Raw genomic sequence first — 18,022 nt, 5'->3', positions numbered from 1 at the left:
TTAGTGATGATAAACTGCAAATACTTCTGACTTTAGATACCTTTACTAGCAAAAAACTCAGCATACTTCATATCTGTTTTTAATATGTGATTTGATATCCAGTCGACCAAAAATGTAACTAAATGCATAGATATTTCTTTTTGTTCCTCATCAATATCTTTAGACATAACCTTCTCCACTTCCATGAAAAAAGCTTTATGTTCTGATATATGCTTAAAAAACTCTCTTGGTGGATAGCCATATTTTTGCATAAGCTCTTCTTCATGTTTGAAATGATACTTTGCATATTCTGCCATTTCAGACATAACTTCCATAATATCATCATATCTATCTATTTCATCATCTAGCTTAATCAAATCATATAATCTGTTGCCTATTTCAAAAAGTTTCTTATGTTCTTCATCAAAAATATTTACTTTAGTTGAAAATTCTTCTTTCCATTTAAACATCTAAACCAACACCTTCTTTTCAAGAAAATTATCATAAGTTATCTATATGTATTATTTCTTTATCAGCCTAGTACAAAAAGCGGCAAACGCCGCTTCAGACTGTTTTACTTCTCTTTTTCAAACTTTTCTTTAGGCGCACCACATTTTAGACAAGTTTTAGGTCTGCATCTGCCTTCTTTAGTTTCCCCACAAACTGTACATTTCCAAACAGCCATTTTTATCCCCCTTTCCTCTATTCTCCATACTCTAAACAATGATCATAATAATCTACTTATTAATGTACAAATCTTTTAATTAAATACCCGAGATTTTTTCTTTTAAACATTAAATATTCTAAGCAACCTCATCTGGTATAAAACCTTTAAATTGAGCCTTATAAAGTCTAGCATACAGACCGTCTTTCTTGATTAACTCTTCATGCTTTCCTCTTTCCTGAATCCCTTTATCAGTTAATACTACAATCTCATCTGCATTTTTTACAGTAGACAACCTATGTGCAATAACAAGAGTTGTTCTGTCTTTTGACAACCTTTCTAAAGCTTTTTGAATAATAATCTCTGTTTCGTTGTCTAATGCAGATGTTGCCTCATCAAGAATAAGTATAGGTGGATTTTTCAAAAATACTCTAGCTATTGATATTCTTTGTTTTTGACCTCCTGAAAGTTTTATACCCTTTTCACCTATATATGTATCATATCCATTTGGCAAACTCATGATAAAATCATGAATATTAGCATTTTTAGCAGCTTCAACTACTTCTTCAAAACTAGCATCTGGTCTACCGTATAAAATATTTTCCTTTATAGTACCTGTAAATAGAAACACATTCTGCTGAACTAATCCTATATTTCGTCTTAAAGATTTAATTGAAATATCTTTAATATTAATTCCGTCTAATAAAATTTCTCCTGAATCAACTTCATAAAATCTAGGTATTAAATGACATAAAGTAGTCTTACCTGCTCCTGAAGGCCCAACTAGTGCTAATGTCTTACCAGCTTCAATAGTTAAATTAATATCTGATAAAACTTTATCCTTTTTGTCATTGTAGCTAAACGAAATATTTTTTAGCTCAATTTTACCTTTAACATTATCTAGATCAATAGCTCCTTCTTTATCAACAATATTTGGCTTTATACTCAAAATTTCCATAAACCTCTCAAAACCAGTCATACCTGCTTGATATTGCTGAGTGAATTGAGTAAGCCTTCTGATAGGCTGCATAAAGAAATTTACATAAAGAAGGTATGCAAATAAATCTCCAGTATTAATTATCTTATTGTATAAAAATATCCCTCCAACACTCACAACTACAACGTTCAACATATTCAATAGAAAATGTATACCTGTAAAAAATTCAGCCATAGATTTGAAAGCAAACTCTCTCGATTCCTTAAATTCTCTATTGCCTATACTGAATTTTTCCATTTCATATTCTTCATTTGTAAAAGATTTTGCGACTCTTATCCCTGAAATACTGTTTTCCAACTGAGCATTTACATTAGCTATCTTTTTCCTTACATTTCTAAATGACTCTGTCATTTTCTTTCTCTTTGTAATAGCAAACCATATCATAGCAGGTACGAAAATAAATATTATTAATGTAAGTCTCCAATCTATAGTCATAAGTATAATGAAAGAACCTAAAAGCATTATTATTGATAAAAATAAATCTTCAGGTCCATGATGAGCCAATTCCGATATTTCATTTAAATCATTTACAATTCTAGACATTATGTATCCTGTCTTTGTATTATCAAAAAAACTTATATCTAATGTTTGAAGATGAGCAAATAAATCTCTTCTCATGTCATGTTCCATTCTAGTACCAACCACATGCCCCCAATAATCAACTACATAATTAAAAATAGCTCTAAAAACATACAAAACTACTAATACTATTGTAAAAATATATAGCGTCCGTATCTTACCGTTTGGTATTATGTCATTAATTATTTGTCTTGTCATCATAGGGAATACTAGGTCTAAAATCGCAATAAAAAAAGCACACACCATATCTAAGATAAATAATTTCATATGAGGTCTATAGTAAGAAATAAATTTTTTAATCATGCTCCCCCTCCTATCAATTATCGTCATTGGTCGTTCGGCATTCGTTAAGGGTTTTCAAGTATTATAGAATATTAATTTCTGTATGTCAATCAAATTAAATGCAAAATACTAAAATTTCTGAATATTAATTTAAGCCTTTACTTTTAGATAAGTTTAAAAGATAATAGTCTTAATAAATATTTTGGGGGTGGTATTTTGAATTTATATTTAACACTACTCGTAGTATTTTTTATACAATTTGTTATATCTTTTGAATCGAGCTTTATTAGCCCTATTGTCCCTTATCTCGCAGATTACTTTAGTATTAGGGAAAGTAGCGTAATATACCTTAACTTAGGTTTCTCAACAATAGGTCTGTTTTCACCGTTATTCGGTATGGCAGCAGATAAATATGGTAAAAAGAATGCTATTGTATTTGCAATACTAACTTTTTTATCAGGTACAGTTATAACTGGATGGTCACCATCCCCTGTAATATTTGGTTTAGGTAGAATGTTAATAGGAATAGGTAATATTACTTTGACTACAACTTTACTTTCATACATAAGTGACTTTATTCCTTACGAAAATAGAGGAAAAGGTGCTGGTATTTTAAGAATTGCATTTGCTATTGCTATTCTTTTAAGCCCAATATACAGCACTAATATGGTTAAATATTTCAACATACATTATCTATATTGGTCTGTTTCTATATTATCTATTATGATATTGTTTATATCTATAAAACTACCTAAAGACCATGATGAACATATTTCATGTTCTTCTGATCTTAATTTCAAAGAAGTTATTTCTATCACTAAAAAACCTATAACTATTAAATTTTTAATAATTCAATTTTTACTAATTCTTGCACCAATATTTATGTTTAGTTATCTTTCTATTTGGTTAAAGCATAATTTCAACTTAAATCAATCCTACATTGGTTATGTTTTTACCTTAACTGCTTTGGGAACTGTAATAGGAGTTACTATAGCAGCCATACTAAGCGATAAAATAGGAAAAATGAAATACGGCATATTAAGCTTTATTTTAATGACTTTAGTTTTAGCACCACTGCCTTACATTAAATCAATATACCTGGTTATTCCATTAACCTTTCTTTATGCATTAGGACTAGATGGCGGCTGGTCAGCATTTCAAGCTATATGCTCTGAAATATATCCAAATAGACGAACTGTATTTATGACACTATTATATTTTGTTATTTCTGTATGTGCATTATTGCTTACTATTATTGGTCCATCACTATTTGAATTAGGTGGATATAAGTTAGTTATAGGTATTGGAACTATAAGCAACATACTTTCTATAATCTTACTTATCGATGTATCAAAGGATAAAAATTTTAATATAAAATAAATAACAGAGAACAGAGTCTATGATTTCTGTTCTCTGTTTACTATTAAATCTTTTTTATTCTTTATTGCAGAATTCTTCAGATATATTTTCAATTAATGCTGATGGTTTGTCTTTATAATATATATACAGTTCATGCAGAGGTCTTGTTATTGAAACATATAAAAGCTTTATATGAATCTCATTATTTGGATAAGATTTTTCTGAACAATCATGAACAAAAACTGCATCAAATTCTAATCCTTTAGCTAAATATGTTGGAATTACAACCACACCGCTTTCATAAGTAATATCTTTATCAGTAATCAAATGTAAATCTGTAATTTTATATTTTTTAAGACTTTCAAAAACTTCCTTACTTTCCTTATTTGTCTTACATATTACTGCTATTGACTTATACCCCTTATCTTTTAGTCCTTCTACTCTTTTCGCTATATCTTCAATAATTTCATCTTCACTATTCTTTCTTATTATATAAGGTTTATCTCCTGATCTTAAAACTGGCTCTGCTAAAGTAATATCTTCCTTTTTCCAATTTTTTATTACTTCATTAGCAAAATTCATAATCTCCATAGTAGAACGGTAGCACTTCCTTATTGTTAAATATTTAGTTAAATCTTCATCAAATACTTCTTTTATTAAATCACGCCAGCTGTCGATTCCTTTATATGAATGTATTCCCTGAGATAAATCTCCTACTATTGTAAAAGAATCCCCTATATTTAACTTCCTTAAAATATACATCTGTAACTGGCTGTAATCCTGTGCTTCGTCTACTATAATGTGACTAAATTTACCCTTTAATTCTAAACCTAGCAGTTTCATTTTCAGATACAATATAGCTGGTAAATCTTCTCTTTCTATTTCATCATTTTCAAAAATTTCTTTGCAGTAATTAATTATAAACTCAAGTTTTTCGTCCTCTATTTTTCCATTAGAATACTTCTTCATTACATCAAAATCTGTAATAATACTTTTATACAGCTCATCTATATCAATTTTTTGCCATATAGAAAAGTATTTATTTATAGAGCTTTGAACAGCTTTTTTAATTTCATTTATTTTTTTATCCCTTTCATCATATATCTTGATAAGCTCTTGTCTTATTTCTTCTTCACTTAAATCCGATTTCTTTATCATATTTGCTAATTTTTCATAATCTTCATTAATACTTTCTGTAATTTTCTCTATTCTTTCATCTATATTAGCTTTTATATATTTTTTTATTCTTTCTACTCTAGGTATGATAGGTAAATAGCTAAAGTCCTTATCAAACATTTCTTTTACTTCTTCGTATGAGTAAATCTCATAATCTAAAACCTTAAGACTTACTTCAGGAACGAAACCTTTAGTCATGTCTCTTATATATTTATCTAAAATCTTCTTAAACATCATAGAGCCTTTAAACCAAGATGTATATTTAATATTTTCGTAGTATTCCTCATTTCTGCCACTATTTTCTATTAATTTAATAAGCTTATCTTCAACCGATTTCAAATTATATCTCTTGTTAAGCAATTTCATTGCTAAATCCTCATAAGTAGCCTGATTTATTTCTTCAACACCCAAATCTGGAAGTACATCTGAAATGTAGTCTAAAAATAGATTGTTAGGAACGATAATTAAGATATTTTCTGGAGTAAATACATCCTGATAGGTATACATAAGGTAGGCAATCCTATGTAAAACTATTGTAGTCTTACCACTACCCGCAACCCCTTGTACTATCAAGGTTACATCTTTATCAGCTCTTATTATGTCATTCTGTTCACTCTGTATAGTCGTAACTATATCCTTCAGCCTATTGTCCTTTTTTTGCCATAACGCCTGTTGCAAAAATTCATCCATTGGAGTAAGTCCCTTATCAAAGATATTTATAAGCTTTTTATTTTCAATTTCATATTGTCTCTTTAACTCTAATTCTCCGATTATTAGACCATCTGGTGCTGTATACATCACATCTCCTAGTTCCCCACTGTAATAAAGACTAGCTATCGGTGCTCTCCAGTCAACTACTAATCTTTTTTCATCTCCCCTTCTTACAACACTAGTTTTGCCTATATAAAAAGTTTCGAATTCGTCCTTACCTAATTCTCTAAAATCAATCCGTCCAAAGTATGGTTTATGCTGAGCTCTTATCAATTGCCTATATTTCCTTCTATTAGCATCTTGTATCGTAGTTTTTACTACCATTTCATCACTATAATTACCACCAATCGATTTTTTCAGCTTATTAATCGATTCATCCATCTTTTTAATTTCTTTTTCTAAATGCATTATCTCATCAGATATGCAATCACAGGTAGTATTTAAATATTTATTTTCTTTCTCATAATCTGGATGCTTGTTTGCTAACATATTATCCCTCCCATCTCCGTAAAGTGCAGTAAAGTAATTTTATATGAAAACAGTAAAAAAATAAAGTATATATGAAAAAATTTTAAGGGCATTGCACTAGAGCAATGCCCTTAATTTTGTATTATGTAAACTAATTAAAATAGCAATGAGATATGTATTCATATATACAAAAGATATTATACCTGTATCATTTATAAAAACTGAAATAATAGAACTAATAAATATTACATAAATGCATTTACCAACCTCTGAATTTCTTAAATCTCTTATGTAAATATTCTTATCTTTATATAATCTGTAAATATAATAAAGCTGACTTAAAGAAATAATACTCCAAGGTGGAATTAAAACCATTATAGTAAGCTGCTTAATTTTATTTATTATTGCATCAAATAATTCAACAAATCCAACCACCTCTATTCTTGATAACAGCTTTCCTATATGATTTAGACTATATCCATTGAACTGTATTATAAAATTTGATAAAAGAAATATAAAGCCAATAAATATCAATAAGATAATATTTTTGTTATTCTTATCACAATAAAACATTTCATATATCAAAATCAAAAATAGCAAAATAGAAGTTATATAGCCGCCAAAATTAACCCCATATTTCCCAGACAGAGCCAATATTATTAATGGAAAATACACTATAAGAAACAATGAAAGAACTATTCTATCTTTTACCTTTTCTCTTAAACTAAAATACACTATTATTGAGGTTGCTAATAAAACGCCCATAATTTCATTGTTTAGTCCATAAAATCTTCCACCAGCTACTATATTGTTATATCCTATAAACGAGTCGTATATTATTTTTTTGTTTAAAAAAACTCCATAAAGAATAAGTATATTTGTAAAAATAGATATATTATATACAGCATTTTCTTTTTTAATTAATAAAAATGATAATAAAAATGAAGACAATAAAACTATTATGCAATATATGATAATACTCCTATGTATTTTAAAGAATCCAAACAAAAGAGAAAAAAATATAATTGAAAGTATCGTATTCATCAAAAACTTGCATGTTTGCTTCTTTAACTTCTTGCTAAATATCACAAATAGCTGCAACGCTATAATTATTCCATGAAAAATGTATTTTATTATATTCAAATTAAGAAATTCATTTAAATAGTTTTTGCATTCTACAATCGGATTACCTTTAGGTATAACCTTTAAACTATCACCAATAAATCTATCTGTTGATATGCCAAACAGGCTTGCTACATGAGGAAAAATATCTAAACTTGCTATTACTCCTTCTCTCCTTGTAGTATTACTTTTTAGTATTCCTTCTGCTCCTTCAGGTGTTATACAAATAACTGGAACTAAAGTAGTGTTCCACTTTATATTTATATCTCCTGATATGGTCTTAGGAAATATAATTATGTGATATTTCATCTTTTCAATATATTTTTTTAATAGCTTAATTCTTTCTTCCTTATTATTTAATTCATATGAAAGTATAAGTATATCTTCCTTTTCTAATATCTCTCTTGACTTATCACTAAGCCACTCTTCTTCATAAACAACCTTATTCTCACCATACTCAATGTATCCGTTTATATTGGTAGCAATAAGTGAAGAAGAATCATTACCAATATATCCAACTTTAATACCCCTTTTGCTAAAAAAGTCACCAAATGTAGAAATTTCCCGAGAAAAAGCTAAATATTTTTTCTTTAAATCTCTAATTATATCTTCAAATCCATTTATATATAAACTACCGTCTTCATTTTTTCTTATTCCTTTATATAAACCTAACCTTACTTTAACTCTTCTACCTGTTGCAATAGTCAGAAAGTAGCTTTCTCTATCCTTTGATCTATAAAAATATCCTGTTTTTGTATTCATAAGCCCTACTGCTTTATTAGTATTTTGAGTAATTTTTTCGACCAAATCAAAATCTAATTCATCTAATATTATCATTATTAATTTAGGCCTATTTTCTGCTAATACTAAGTTGTTATAAAACAAAATGAAAATTAGTAATAAAAGTATAGTTATTAAAAGCTTTTTTGTCTTCATATATACACCCTTTTAAATTAGTCATTGGTCTTTCGTCATTAGCTATTCGTTAAATTTAAAAGCGAAATGCGAAAAACATTAGTTTACAAGATTTTTACATTATCAATATATAATATAGTTTATTATAGAAAAAATCCCTACAATAATTGAAAGTATCCCTAAAAACAGTTTGATTTCATAATAACTATCATAAACAAAATCCTTTTTTATTATAAACACTCTATCTTTAACAAGTTTTTTTATATCATATCTTTCCTCTATTATCAGAAATACTCCAAGAAATATAAATAATATTCCTTTATATAGCAAGAAACCACCCCTATGTCTATATACGGATATCTATATTGTAGTCTTATTTTAGGTTTGATATACAAGTTAGAACTTCTGTCCTATACAAAATCAGTATTAAAGACTCATTATTTTTTATTGTATATATGATAAAATCATACAAACACTTAAATGGAGGGAATACCAATGAAAAACTCCAGTAATTCTATGAATCTAATCATTGAAAAGAATGCATATTTCAAGGGTACAATTAATGCAAATGGGAATATTAAAATCGGTGGTATTTTTAAAGGCAAAATATATTCAGATAATAATGTTTATATCAGTTCAACTGCAGAAATTATTGGTGATATTGAAGCTAAAAATGTATATGTTAGTGGAAAAGTCAACGGCAACATATTGGCAAATGGAAAAGTACACTTTACTTCAACAAGCTGTTTTGAAGGTAATATAACAGCTAGAAGATTTGTTGTTGACAAAGGAGCTATTATTTCAGGAGTTTGGAAAAATCTAAAAACTAGCCTAGCATCATAAAATGTAGCTTAATAATATCTTTTGTTTGTCATATAGTTCCCTCTTCTTAATATATAAAGCTAGTTTACCATTCAAAAAGATTTAAAGACGGCAAAGCCGTCTTTAATCTTTTTTATCTTCATCTTTTTCTTGTTCTATTTTGTACTCAATCTCGTATCTTATAAATTTAGCAAGTATCAAACCATAAGTAAGAGACACAAGAAGCCATATACTTATTGTATTATGCCAATTAATAAAAATGCAAATAGCTGCAGCTATCATGACTAAATAATTTATTGCATAAAAAATAATTAGTGATTTTTTTGAAAATAAACATAATCTTTTCCCCTTCAAAAAACATCCCCCATTTTATCATTTTTGAGATTAGAAGCTAGATACCTTTTATATAGATTATATGAGATTAAAATTTTTTTGATACTAATGTTAATTAAATAAAGGCAGGTATCCTAAAGAAACCTGCCCTAATTATTTACAAAGAAACTAAATTTTTAAGGTTTATCTTTTTGTACTGTATTTTCTGCAATAATCGATAGCTTTTCATATATTTTGAATAATACAATATATAACTCACAAGCGAGCCTAACTACTAATGGACCTAATATTAATGTAATAAGTCCTGTAAAAAACATACCACTTGAGTGTAATGAAAGACTTGCGAATATAGTTCCTAATGCACTGAACACTGCTATTATTACGCCTAAATAATATATATAAGTAATTACTTTAGGCATAATAAGCTTATCAAATTTTAGAAAATCTTTGAATTCAAACTTATTCATACTTTCCCACCTCCCTCCTTGTAAATAATATTCCGTTTCCTTTATATGTATTCTGCAAAAATATCTTTTGAACAAAATCTTCAATTTAAATTAAAATAAAGGAAATTTTACCTGCAACCATCAAAAAAACATCTACTATTTTATTATTTTTCACTATTATCCCACAGCTAAATATCTTTATATAGGATAATCTAATTGATTCTAATTTGAGTTAATAAAGGGATTAGTATGCTTTATAGGTATGCTAGTGACAGACTTGATTACCTTATGAAGGGCATAAATGATGAAATGTTTCAATTCCACACTGGTACGATTAAAATCCATACAACATCACTAAAAATAAAAATCTACCATAATTAACCTTTTTATTGTAAATATTATATCACGAATTTATGCGAGTTTGAAGTAGTTTTTGATTGTCGATCCTCAGGTATTTTTGCATCACCGAGGGTCGACAAACTATTTTTTCTCCATTATATAACTCATCGCTATACTATTATTTTCTCCTATTCCACAATTAATATCAACTTTAATATTATCTCAACACCCCGAACTAATATATAATATCATAATTTACTTAGAAATTTTTTCTAATTTAAAAGGATTTTGCATATATATTGTAGAATAATACCATTTGTGCAAATTAGAAGGAGGGATTGGAGTGAAAATTGCAATAGTTGGTGCTGGAAATGGTGGAACAGCTATTCTAAAGTCACTAGCAAAAATCGAAGAAATAAGTATCGAAATAATTATTGATACCAATTTAAATGCACCTGGTATTTTATTGGCTAAAGAATTAGGTATAAGATTTTCTGATTCAATAGATGATATAAACTGCAATATTTTAGATATGGTTATTGAAGCAACTGGTGTTGAAAAAGTATCAATGCTTTTAAATGAAAAGTTTGGTGGCAGTTGTAAAATAATAGATTCAGAAGGTGCATATCTTATAATGACACTGGTAGAAAGAGAAGTAAAAACTTTAGAAAAGCTAAATTCACAAATGTCAGTGATTGCTGATACTTCTTCAGTAGTTCAAAGACAATTAGAAGACATAACATCTTCAGTAAAAAGTATACATAATGTTAGCGAAAACTTATTAAATACAGCTGAAGTATCAAGTAAGTACATAGAAGAAAGTGATAAAATTGTAAGTTATGTTAATAAAATAGCTCAGCAAATCAAAATTCTAGGTCTAAATGCAAATATTGAAGCGGCAAGGGCAGGAGAACACGGAAGAGGTTTCTCCGTTGTAGCTAATGAAATCCAAAAACTTGCCAATAGCAGTGAAACTTTTGCTAAAGAAATAAATGAAATGCTAGTTAAATTAGCTAATGAAATAAGGAAAATTAATGTAGAAATAGATAATCTTAAAAAACTTTCACAAATTCAATTAGACGCTTCAGAAACTGTAAGTGTAGCTGTTGAAAGGCTTAAATCTGAAACTACTATATAAATTATAACAAAATCTTCGATTTAAATAAATTAAGGTAGATTTTGTTGAAATCCATTACGGAAATTATATTCAAATTTATCCACAAATTAATGTAGTTTATAATTTCCTATAGATTATAAGATGTGACCTCTGGTCACATTTTGATTTTTTCCTCAACTTTAATAGCAATACCTAGAATAAAATAGTATAGGTATTACATACCTAGTTAATACTAAATAATCGCCTTATATCAAAATATTTTATAAATTACTGCCTTTTTTGAGGTTTTACTAATTAATATATTAGGAGTACTATAATGTGTGGGCCTAAAATGCACTACTTTACAAAGTGCGTTTTTTATGTTCTATTTATTGGATATATTTATTAATTTTGGTTTTATTTGTTATATAAATCATATCAAAAGAGGTGGTTGTTTATGAATCCTTTTATGAGTCTAGGTATTGCACTAGTTTTAGGTATATTATTTGGACAACTAATGAACAGATATAAAATTCCTGCTGTTGCTGGATATATAATAGCAGGACTTATAGTTGGAAAGTCTGGCTTGAACATTGTAAATAGTGAAATGATAGAAAAGTTGTCTTTTTTAAGCGACCTCGCATTAGGTATAATCGCATTTAACATAGGAAGCGAACTGAAAATACCTGTAATTAAAAAACTAGGCAAACCAATTTTTATAATAGCTGCTTATGAATCAATGGGAGCATTTATACTTGTAACTTCAGTAATGCTTTTATTAAAACAAGATATCGGTACGGCGTTAATATTAGGAGCAGTATCTTCAGCAACTGCACCAGCTGCAACAGTTATGGTATTAAAAGAATACAATGCAAAAGGTCCTTTAACAAGTACTCTTTTAGGTGTAGTAGCAGTTGATGATGCAATATGTCTGATGATTTATGCAATAGCTTCTTCAATTGCAAAAGTATTTATAAAACATGAAGTTGTTACAATTTATAAAGTTTTAGTTCATCCAATTGCAGAAATAGTCTTATCATTACTAGCAGGTTGTATTGCAGGTATACTTCTAGCTTATCTAATTAAGATATCTAAAAAAGAAAATGAAATGTTGCCATTTACAACAGGGGTTATCATATTACTTGTAGGAGTTGCTTTAAAATTCAATCTATCTCCATTATTATCAGCAATGACACTTGGTGTTATGGTTGCTAATGTTTCTTCTAATAGCAGAAGAGCATTCTCTGCAATCGAAAAGTTTTCACCACCTATAATTGCAGCATTCTTTACACTTGCTGGTTCAAGACTTGATATTGCTTTATTGCCACACATAGGTTTAATCGGTCTAGCATATCTTGTATTCAGAATCTTAGGAAAAGTATTAGGTGCTTCAATTGGTGGTATGATATCAAAAGCTCCTCATAGTGTAAGAAAATATCTAGGTTTTGGACTTTTATCTCAGGTAGGAGTAGCAGTAGGTTTGGCAATTGTAGTAAGCAGAGAGTTTCCTGGAACTCAACTAGGTTCGCTAGTAATTACAATACTCCTAGCTACAACAATTATTACAGAAATTATAGGACCAATTGCAACCAAAAATGCTATAATAAAAGCTAAGGAATGTAATGTCTAATCAAAGGAGGTATTGAGGTTGTACGCTTTATTTGCTGTTATAAATGAAATTTGCAAGCTTGATGCAATTTTAGAAAGATTTTTCGAAATAGGAGTAGGTGCTACTGTAATCGATAGTGTTGGTATGGGAAAAGTACTTCTTCAACATAACGTAGAAGTTCCTATTTTCTCAAGTATTAGAAGAATGATAGAAGGCAATAGACCTTACAACAAAACTGTGATAAGTGTTATCAGAGATAAAGAAAAATTAAGAAAAGCAATAGATGCTATAAATGAAGAATTAGATTATATAAATAATCCAGGAATAGGTTTCGTATTTGTTGTTCCTGTATCAGAATGTTACGGTTTCGGTATAGAAAAAAATAAGGCATAAAAAACATGAAAAACAGGGAATTAAAGTCCCTGTTTTTTTAACTAGCTATAAAGCTGTTTATTTTATTTGATAGTTCTAATAATTTGTCATTTATATTACTTATTTTTTGTATAATACTATTAGCCATTTCATATTGTCCTAATTTATAGAACATAAGAGCCTTACGATATTTAATATCTTCCATTCTCGAATTATCTATCTCTTTACTTTTAACTAACATGCTTTCTGCTAAGTTTAAGTAAATTAACCCTTCAGTAAAATTACCTTCGTTATATAAAATTATTCCGATATATTTATATACATCAGAGATAGATATATAATCTTCTAATTTAGAATAATAAACTACTGACTCTAAAAATAATGTAGTAGCACAACTAAAATGGCTTCTTAACAGTTCATTTTTCGCTTTTAAAAATAATGCTTTAGCTTTATATTCATCTAAATCATACTTAGTTGACAATAGTATAACGTTATACAAGCTTGAATTTATTTCATAAATACTTATATTGTTTCTTGATTCAACATATGTAATCCACTCTAAACACTTGTCCTTAGCCATATCTTTTTCAGTTTTCAGAAACAAAGAAGCACTTACATTTATATCAATGCCTTTTTGTTTAGCTAACTTGTTAATCTTATCTGAAAGATAAATCGCATTAATTATATTTATTTTCCTTTTATCATTTTCAAACATAGAAATATAATTTTTAGAAAACTTCTCCCCAGCCAATTCTTCTTGCTTAACATCCAAGATTTTTCTAATTCTCTTCAATCTCTGTCCCGGACTTAACAATTCTATATCTTTCATTTAATCACTCCCCCAAAACAGTACGTTATACAATCGTCATATATTATTTTATCATAATTTTCAAAATTTTGCTGTTATTTTTTGTCGGATTATTTGCTTTTTTCTGACTTTTGTAATAATACTGATAAAATTTTTCATCTTAAATACTATTATAGTTGTGATATAATGTTTAAGACAGTGAGAATTTACTTCTGGAGTGATGTAAATGGAGAGATTGTTAACGACAGAAAAAGATAATGCAAAATATATAGCTTATTTAGAACTAATATTTGTCTCATTTATGTGGGCAGTTAGTACAATTCTTTTAAAAATGTATATAGATAAAATACCTCCGTTCCATTTATTATTAGGAAGGTTTTTTATTGCTTCATTAACTTTATTTCTATTCTCTACTAAAAAAGTTTTAAAAATAGAAAAAGAAGATTTGAAAATAGGCTCTATTTTAGGTCTTTTAATTTTCGCTGTGTATGCTTTATATATATTAGGGCTAGAACGTACAAGTGCTTCAAAGTCTGGTTTCTTAGCAGCATTGTCTGTATTATTTATACCAATATTTGAATCTTTTATAAAGAAACGTATGCCTACATTTTGGACTATCATTTGTGTATTATCTTCTATATTTGGACTTTATTTAATATCGGGCATGAATGGCGGCAATTTGAATTTTGGCGATATACTTGTTATAGGCTGTGCCTTTGTCTACACTATTTATATTATCATACTAGATAAATACGGCGCTGATAAGGATAATCACATTCTTTCATTTATACAATTACTAATTGTTACAATATCTAGTCTGTTTTTCAGTATTTTTTCTGAAGGTCTTAATATCACTATATTAATAGAAAATATTATTGTAATTATTGTAATAGGTGTATTAGGTACAGGTTTAACTATGTACCTACAAACTAAAGCTCAAAAAGTTGCAAGTCCTGAAAGTGTAGGGATTATCCTTTTAGGAGAGCCCTTATTTACATTAATTCTTGCATTTATCTTTCTTCATGAAACAATTTTACTAAGGGGCCTCATTGGAAGTGGACTTATAATAATATCTTTAGTTATAGCTATTATTAAAAAGATATAACAAAATCTTCGATTAAATAAATTATAAATTAAGGTAGATTTTGTTGAAATCCATTACGGAAATTATATTGAATTTATCCACAATTCAATGTAGTTTATAACGACTCTAGCATGTAAACATGCCAGACAAAGCTTCAATAAAATCAGCATTAAATTTTTAAAATATAAGATTTTATTATAATTTCCTATGGATTATAACAACTTAAAGAAGCCTAAGGCTAAAAACCTTAGGCTTCTTCTTTTCCGTCAAGTTCTTTTAATCTTTTTTCTAAGCTGTCTAATTGATCTTTAAGAAATTTTATTTCTTCATTTATATATCCTTTTAGTTCTTCTTTTGATGGTGCATCATAAGCAAAAGCTCTCCATCCAAAACCTCTTCCAAAACCTCTTCCGAATCCTATTCCGAATCCTCTTCTGCAACCTCTACCTAATCCTCTGCCAAATCCTCTACCGTAACCTCTTCCGTATCCTGCATTTACATATCCTGGAGCATCATAACCTGCACAATAACCCATTTTTCTTCCAGTCATTGGTCCTGCTCCCATTGGACCTGTTCTATCCCCTCTTGGCATTTTAAGCCCTCCTTTAATTATTATTAGCATATGCTCATTTCTAATTTTATTATAATTCTGTTTTGGGCATATGTCAATAACTTTTTTGAAAAAAAACTCTGTATTAATAATTAATACAGAGTCAAATTTATGACAAAATTATTCATTGTCAATTTCACATCTTCTATGTCTTCTTAAGCCTCTTCCTCTACCTCTACATCTATTTTGACAAAAACTTCTTCTAGGTTTATCTGCGCAATAAACATCTTTTGAACCACATTCAGGACACTTTATTTCATTTTCATGAATATCTTCTACTCTATTTTCCCATCTTGTCCCACATTCACTACAAACAAATACACATATATTCTGTGTATAGTTTCCTCCTCTTATCCTTATAGCTTTTCCATTAACCAAGCTATCTGCTATTTTCATCTTAGCTTCATTATAAATTCTTTGAAAGGTTTGTCTTGAAACCTCCATCCTCTTAGCACATGTTTCTTGATCTAACCCTTCTAAATCTTTAAGTCTTATAGCTTCTAATTCTTCAACTTTAAGAATATTTTCTTCTAATTCACAATTAGCTACATTTACTGGTACAAAATATTCGTGCTCTGGCAGGTTTTCAATTCTTCTCCATTTAATAGGTCTCGGCATTTAACTACCTCCTACTTTAATGTTTATACTATTTATTATATTACTATTAGTTATAAAATAAAAGTTCTTTTATATAGAACAAAAGCTTCCCTTGCATTTAGGGAAACTTTACACAACCTTACTGTTTTTAAATACTTTAATACTCAACAGCATAATTAACAAATAAGTCAGTAAAGCATATATCAATAAAATATAGCCATTGGTATTTTTGAAAAATCTCTCAATTGCTAAAATAGTATTGCTTAAATAAACATTTTTATGAAATAGAAATGCCACTTGAGCTAGGACTACTGTAAAAGCAAAGAAAACTACAATAAAAGCATTAGCTTTTTCAGCTCCGAATTTGTATGCAATAGCATAAAATATACCAACAAAAATCATACCTGCAGTAACACTTCCAATTGAAAAAGCAAATATTTTTGAATCTAAATAAATACTTTTTGTTAATATTGAAATAGTGCAAATTGAAATTATCAAACCAAACAATGCAAATATAGCAGTTATAATAAATTTGCTGACAACAATTTTATAATATTTAATTGGCATTGATTTAATCAAAGAATACCCTTTATTCTTCTGTTCATAAATTTCATTTTTTATAGAAAGTCCTAAAGGAAATATCATAGCAAATATTCCAGTGCCAACCAAATCACCTGTAAAAATATGAACGGCTACTATAAATCCCACTAGCATTAACAAATATAATAGTAGTAATTTCCTACTTTGATATATATCTTTAATTATAATATTTAGCATATTTTCCCCTCCTTTACATATGAAACTAAAATATCGTCTAATGTAGCACTTTCAAATTTTATACCATTACTTTCTTTATTTTCTCCAAGCTCTTTTAGTATTCCGCTATAATTATTAGTAATCCCAGTAATACCAAATATGTTTTCCTGTACAACCATAAGATGTTTTTTTATATTGTCATTAATATGTTCCTTACTTATATGAACCTTTTTCCAATTTGAAAGTATCTTTTCTTTTTCATCTGATAGTACTATTTTCCCATCAATCATATAAGTTACATAATCTGCTATTTTATCTATATCCTCGGTTATATGTGATGAAATTAAAATAGATTTTTTCTCATCCTGAATAACATCTAACAATACATTTAAAATATCTCTTCTTACAACTGGGTCTAATCCTGAAGTAGGTTCATCTAAAATGAGTAATTCTGGATTATGTGATAAAACTAGTGCTAATGCTAGTTTTACTTTCATTCCTTTCGATAATTCCTTTATTTTCTTAGTCTTAGATATATCGAATCTTTCTAGTAAGCTGTAAAATTTCTCACTTTCCCAATTTTTATAGTATCTTGATACAAATTTTTCTGTCCAGCTAACAGTCATATCTTCATAAAAATATTGTTCCTCTCCAATATAGCCAATTCTGCTCTTTATTTCTTCTTCATGTATCTTATTATCCAATCCAAACACCTTTATTTCTCCACCATCAGATTTAATCATATTCATAATTAGCTTTATGGTTGTAGATTTTCCTGCCCCATTTGGACCTATCAATCCCATAATATATCCTCTAGGTAATTCTAAAGATATATCTTTTAATGTAAATTGCTTGTATTTTTTTCTTAGATTTTTTATCTCTAAAATATTTTCCATAA

19 protein-coding genes are annotated in these 18,022 nt (G+C 28.2%); 6 read left to right on the top strand and 13 right to left on the bottom strand.

The genetic code is table 11. From position 1 onward, the window contains the following. Window positions 1-32: 32 nt before the first annotated feature. The 3 genes from BFN48_RS05400 to BFN48_RS05395 all read right to left on the bottom strand — a co-directional run bounded on the left by BFN48_RS05400 (window position 33) and on the right by BFN48_RS05395 (window position 2,522). Window positions 33-449, bottom strand: a complete 417-nt coding sequence (locus BFN48_RS05400) for a bacteriohemerythrin (protein WP_069649882.1) — start codon at window positions 447-449, stop codon at window positions 33-35. Between the two features lie 104 nt (window positions 450-553). After that, on the bottom strand, window positions 554-664 hold the full coding sequence (locus BFN48_RS12865; protein ID WP_341419197.1) for an RCKP-type rubredoxin-like domain-containing protein: 111 nt from the start codon (window positions 662-664) through the stop codon (window positions 554-556). Between the two features lie 118 nt (window positions 665-782). Beyond that, window positions 783-2,522 carry an ABC transporter ATP-binding protein gene (locus BFN48_RS05395; protein ID WP_069649881.1) on the bottom strand — a complete coding sequence of 580 codons (1,740 nt, stop codon included), beginning with the start codon at window positions 2,520-2,522 and terminating at the stop codon, window positions 783-785. A gap of 195 nt (window positions 2,523-2,717) precedes the next feature. Between BFN48_RS05395 and BFN48_RS05390 the strand changes: the two genes are divergently transcribed. Further along, window positions 2,718-3,881 carry an MFS transporter gene (locus BFN48_RS05390; RefSeq protein ID WP_069649880.1) on the top strand — a complete coding sequence of 388 codons (1,164 nt, stop codon included), beginning with the start codon at window positions 2,718-2,720 and terminating at the stop codon, window positions 3,879-3,881. 54 nt (window positions 3,882-3,935) lie between these two features. On the opposite strand, the gene helD is transcribed toward BFN48_RS05390, so the two are convergent. The 3 genes from helD to BFN48_RS05375 form a co-directional block, all read right to left on the bottom strand. Then, window positions 3,936-6,236: an RNA polymerase recycling motor HelD gene (helD, locus tag BFN48_RS05385; protein ID WP_069649879.1), complete on the bottom strand. Its 2,301-nt coding sequence runs from the start codon at window positions 6,234-6,236 to the stop codon at window positions 3,936-3,938. 96 nt (window positions 6,237-6,332) lie between these two features. Next, entirely contained in the window at window positions 6,333-8,273 is a 1,941-nt protein-coding gene (locus BFN48_RS05380) for a hypothetical protein (protein WP_069649878.1), read from the bottom strand. A gap of 102 nt (window positions 8,274-8,375) precedes the next feature. Continuing rightward, window positions 8,376-8,582: a hypothetical protein gene (locus BFN48_RS05375; protein WP_069649877.1), complete on the bottom strand. Its 207-nt coding sequence runs from the start codon at window positions 8,580-8,582 to the stop codon at window positions 8,376-8,378. Between the two features lie 165 nt (window positions 8,583-8,747). Here BFN48_RS05375 and BFN48_RS05370 point away from each other — a divergent pair, with 165 nt between their 5' ends. Further along, window positions 8,748-9,095 carry a bactofilin family protein gene (locus BFN48_RS05370; protein ID WP_176718821.1) on the top strand — a complete coding sequence of 116 codons (348 nt, stop codon included), beginning with the start codon at window positions 8,748-8,750 and terminating at the stop codon, window positions 9,093-9,095. 102 nt (window positions 9,096-9,197) lie between these two features. Here the strand turns inward: BFN48_RS05370 and BFN48_RS05365 are convergent, their stop codons facing one another. Next, a complete protein-coding gene (locus tag BFN48_RS05365; RefSeq protein WP_069649875.1) occupies window positions 9,198-9,428 on the bottom strand; it encodes a hypothetical protein in 231 nt (76 codons plus the stop codon). A 155-nt stretch (window positions 9,429-9,583) separates the two neighbouring features. Further along, window positions 9,584-9,874, bottom strand: a complete 291-nt coding sequence (locus BFN48_RS05360; RefSeq protein ID WP_069649874.1) for a DUF4282 domain-containing protein — start codon at window positions 9,872-9,874, stop codon at window positions 9,584-9,586. Between the two features lie 661 nt (window positions 9,875-10,535). Here BFN48_RS05360 and BFN48_RS05355 point away from each other — a divergent pair. The 3 genes from BFN48_RS05355 (at window position 10,536) to BFN48_RS05345 (ending at window position 13,290) form a co-directional block, all read left to right on the top strand. Then, window positions 10,536-11,330, top strand: a complete 795-nt coding sequence (locus BFN48_RS05355; protein ID WP_069649873.1) for a methyl-accepting chemotaxis protein — start codon at window positions 10,536-10,538, stop codon at window positions 11,328-11,330. Between the two features lie 415 nt (window positions 11,331-11,745). Continuing rightward, a complete protein-coding gene (locus BFN48_RS05350; RefSeq protein ID WP_069649872.1) occupies window positions 11,746-12,918 on the top strand; it encodes a cation:proton antiporter in 1,173 nt (390 codons plus the stop codon). Window positions 12,919-12,936: 18 nt separating this feature from the next. Next, a complete protein-coding gene (locus BFN48_RS05345; protein ID WP_069649871.1) occupies window positions 12,937-13,290 on the top strand; it encodes a P-II family nitrogen regulator in 354 nt (117 codons plus the stop codon). A 37-nt stretch (window positions 13,291-13,327) separates the two neighbouring features. Here the strand turns inward: BFN48_RS05345 and BFN48_RS05340 are convergent, their stop codons facing one another. Beyond that, window positions 13,328-14,098, bottom strand: coding sequence for a helix-turn-helix domain-containing protein (locus BFN48_RS05340; protein WP_069649870.1), 771 nt, complete (start codon window positions 14,096-14,098; stop codon window positions 13,328-13,330). Window positions 14,099-14,303: 205 nt separating this feature from the next. Here BFN48_RS05340 and BFN48_RS05335 point away from each other — a divergent pair, with 205 nt between their 5' ends. Then, complete coding sequence (locus BFN48_RS05335) at window positions 14,304-15,182, top strand: DMT family transporter (RefSeq protein WP_069649869.1); 879 nt, start codon at window positions 14,304-14,306, stop codon at window positions 15,180-15,182. 226 nt (window positions 15,183-15,408) lie between these two features. Here the strand turns inward: BFN48_RS05335 and BFN48_RS05330 are convergent, their stop codons facing one another. From BFN48_RS05330 to BFN48_RS05315, 4 genes are all read right to left on the bottom strand, one after another. Beyond that, window positions 15,409-15,753, bottom strand: a complete 345-nt coding sequence (locus BFN48_RS05330; RefSeq protein ID WP_069649868.1) for a DUF5320 domain-containing protein — start codon at window positions 15,751-15,753, stop codon at window positions 15,409-15,411. 138 nt (window positions 15,754-15,891) lie between these two features. Then, window positions 15,892-16,389: a DUF134 domain-containing protein gene (locus BFN48_RS05325; RefSeq protein WP_069649867.1), complete on the bottom strand. Its 498-nt coding sequence runs from the start codon at window positions 16,387-16,389 to the stop codon at window positions 15,892-15,894. A 108-nt stretch (window positions 16,390-16,497) separates the two neighbouring features. Further along, entirely contained in the window at window positions 16,498-17,145 is a 648-nt protein-coding gene (locus BFN48_RS05320) for an ABC-2 transporter permease (protein WP_069649866.1), read from the bottom strand. Further along, a complete protein-coding gene (locus BFN48_RS05315) occupies window positions 17,139-18,020 on the bottom strand; it encodes an ABC transporter ATP-binding protein (protein ID WP_069649865.1) in 882 nt (293 codons plus the stop codon). Before BFN48_RS05315 ends, BFN48_RS05320 begins: the two co-directional genes overlap by 7 nt. Window positions 18,021-18,022: the final 2 nt, after the last annotated feature.

It is taken from the genome of Caloranaerobacter ferrireducens (assembly GCF_001730685.1).
In the GTDB taxonomy this organism is placed as follows: domain Bacteria; phylum Bacillota; class Clostridia; order Tissierellales; family Thermohalobacteraceae; genus Caloranaerobacter; species Caloranaerobacter ferrireducens.
Note: the sequence above shows the minus strand (reverse complement) of the source record. Positions and strands in the feature narration are given on the sequence as shown.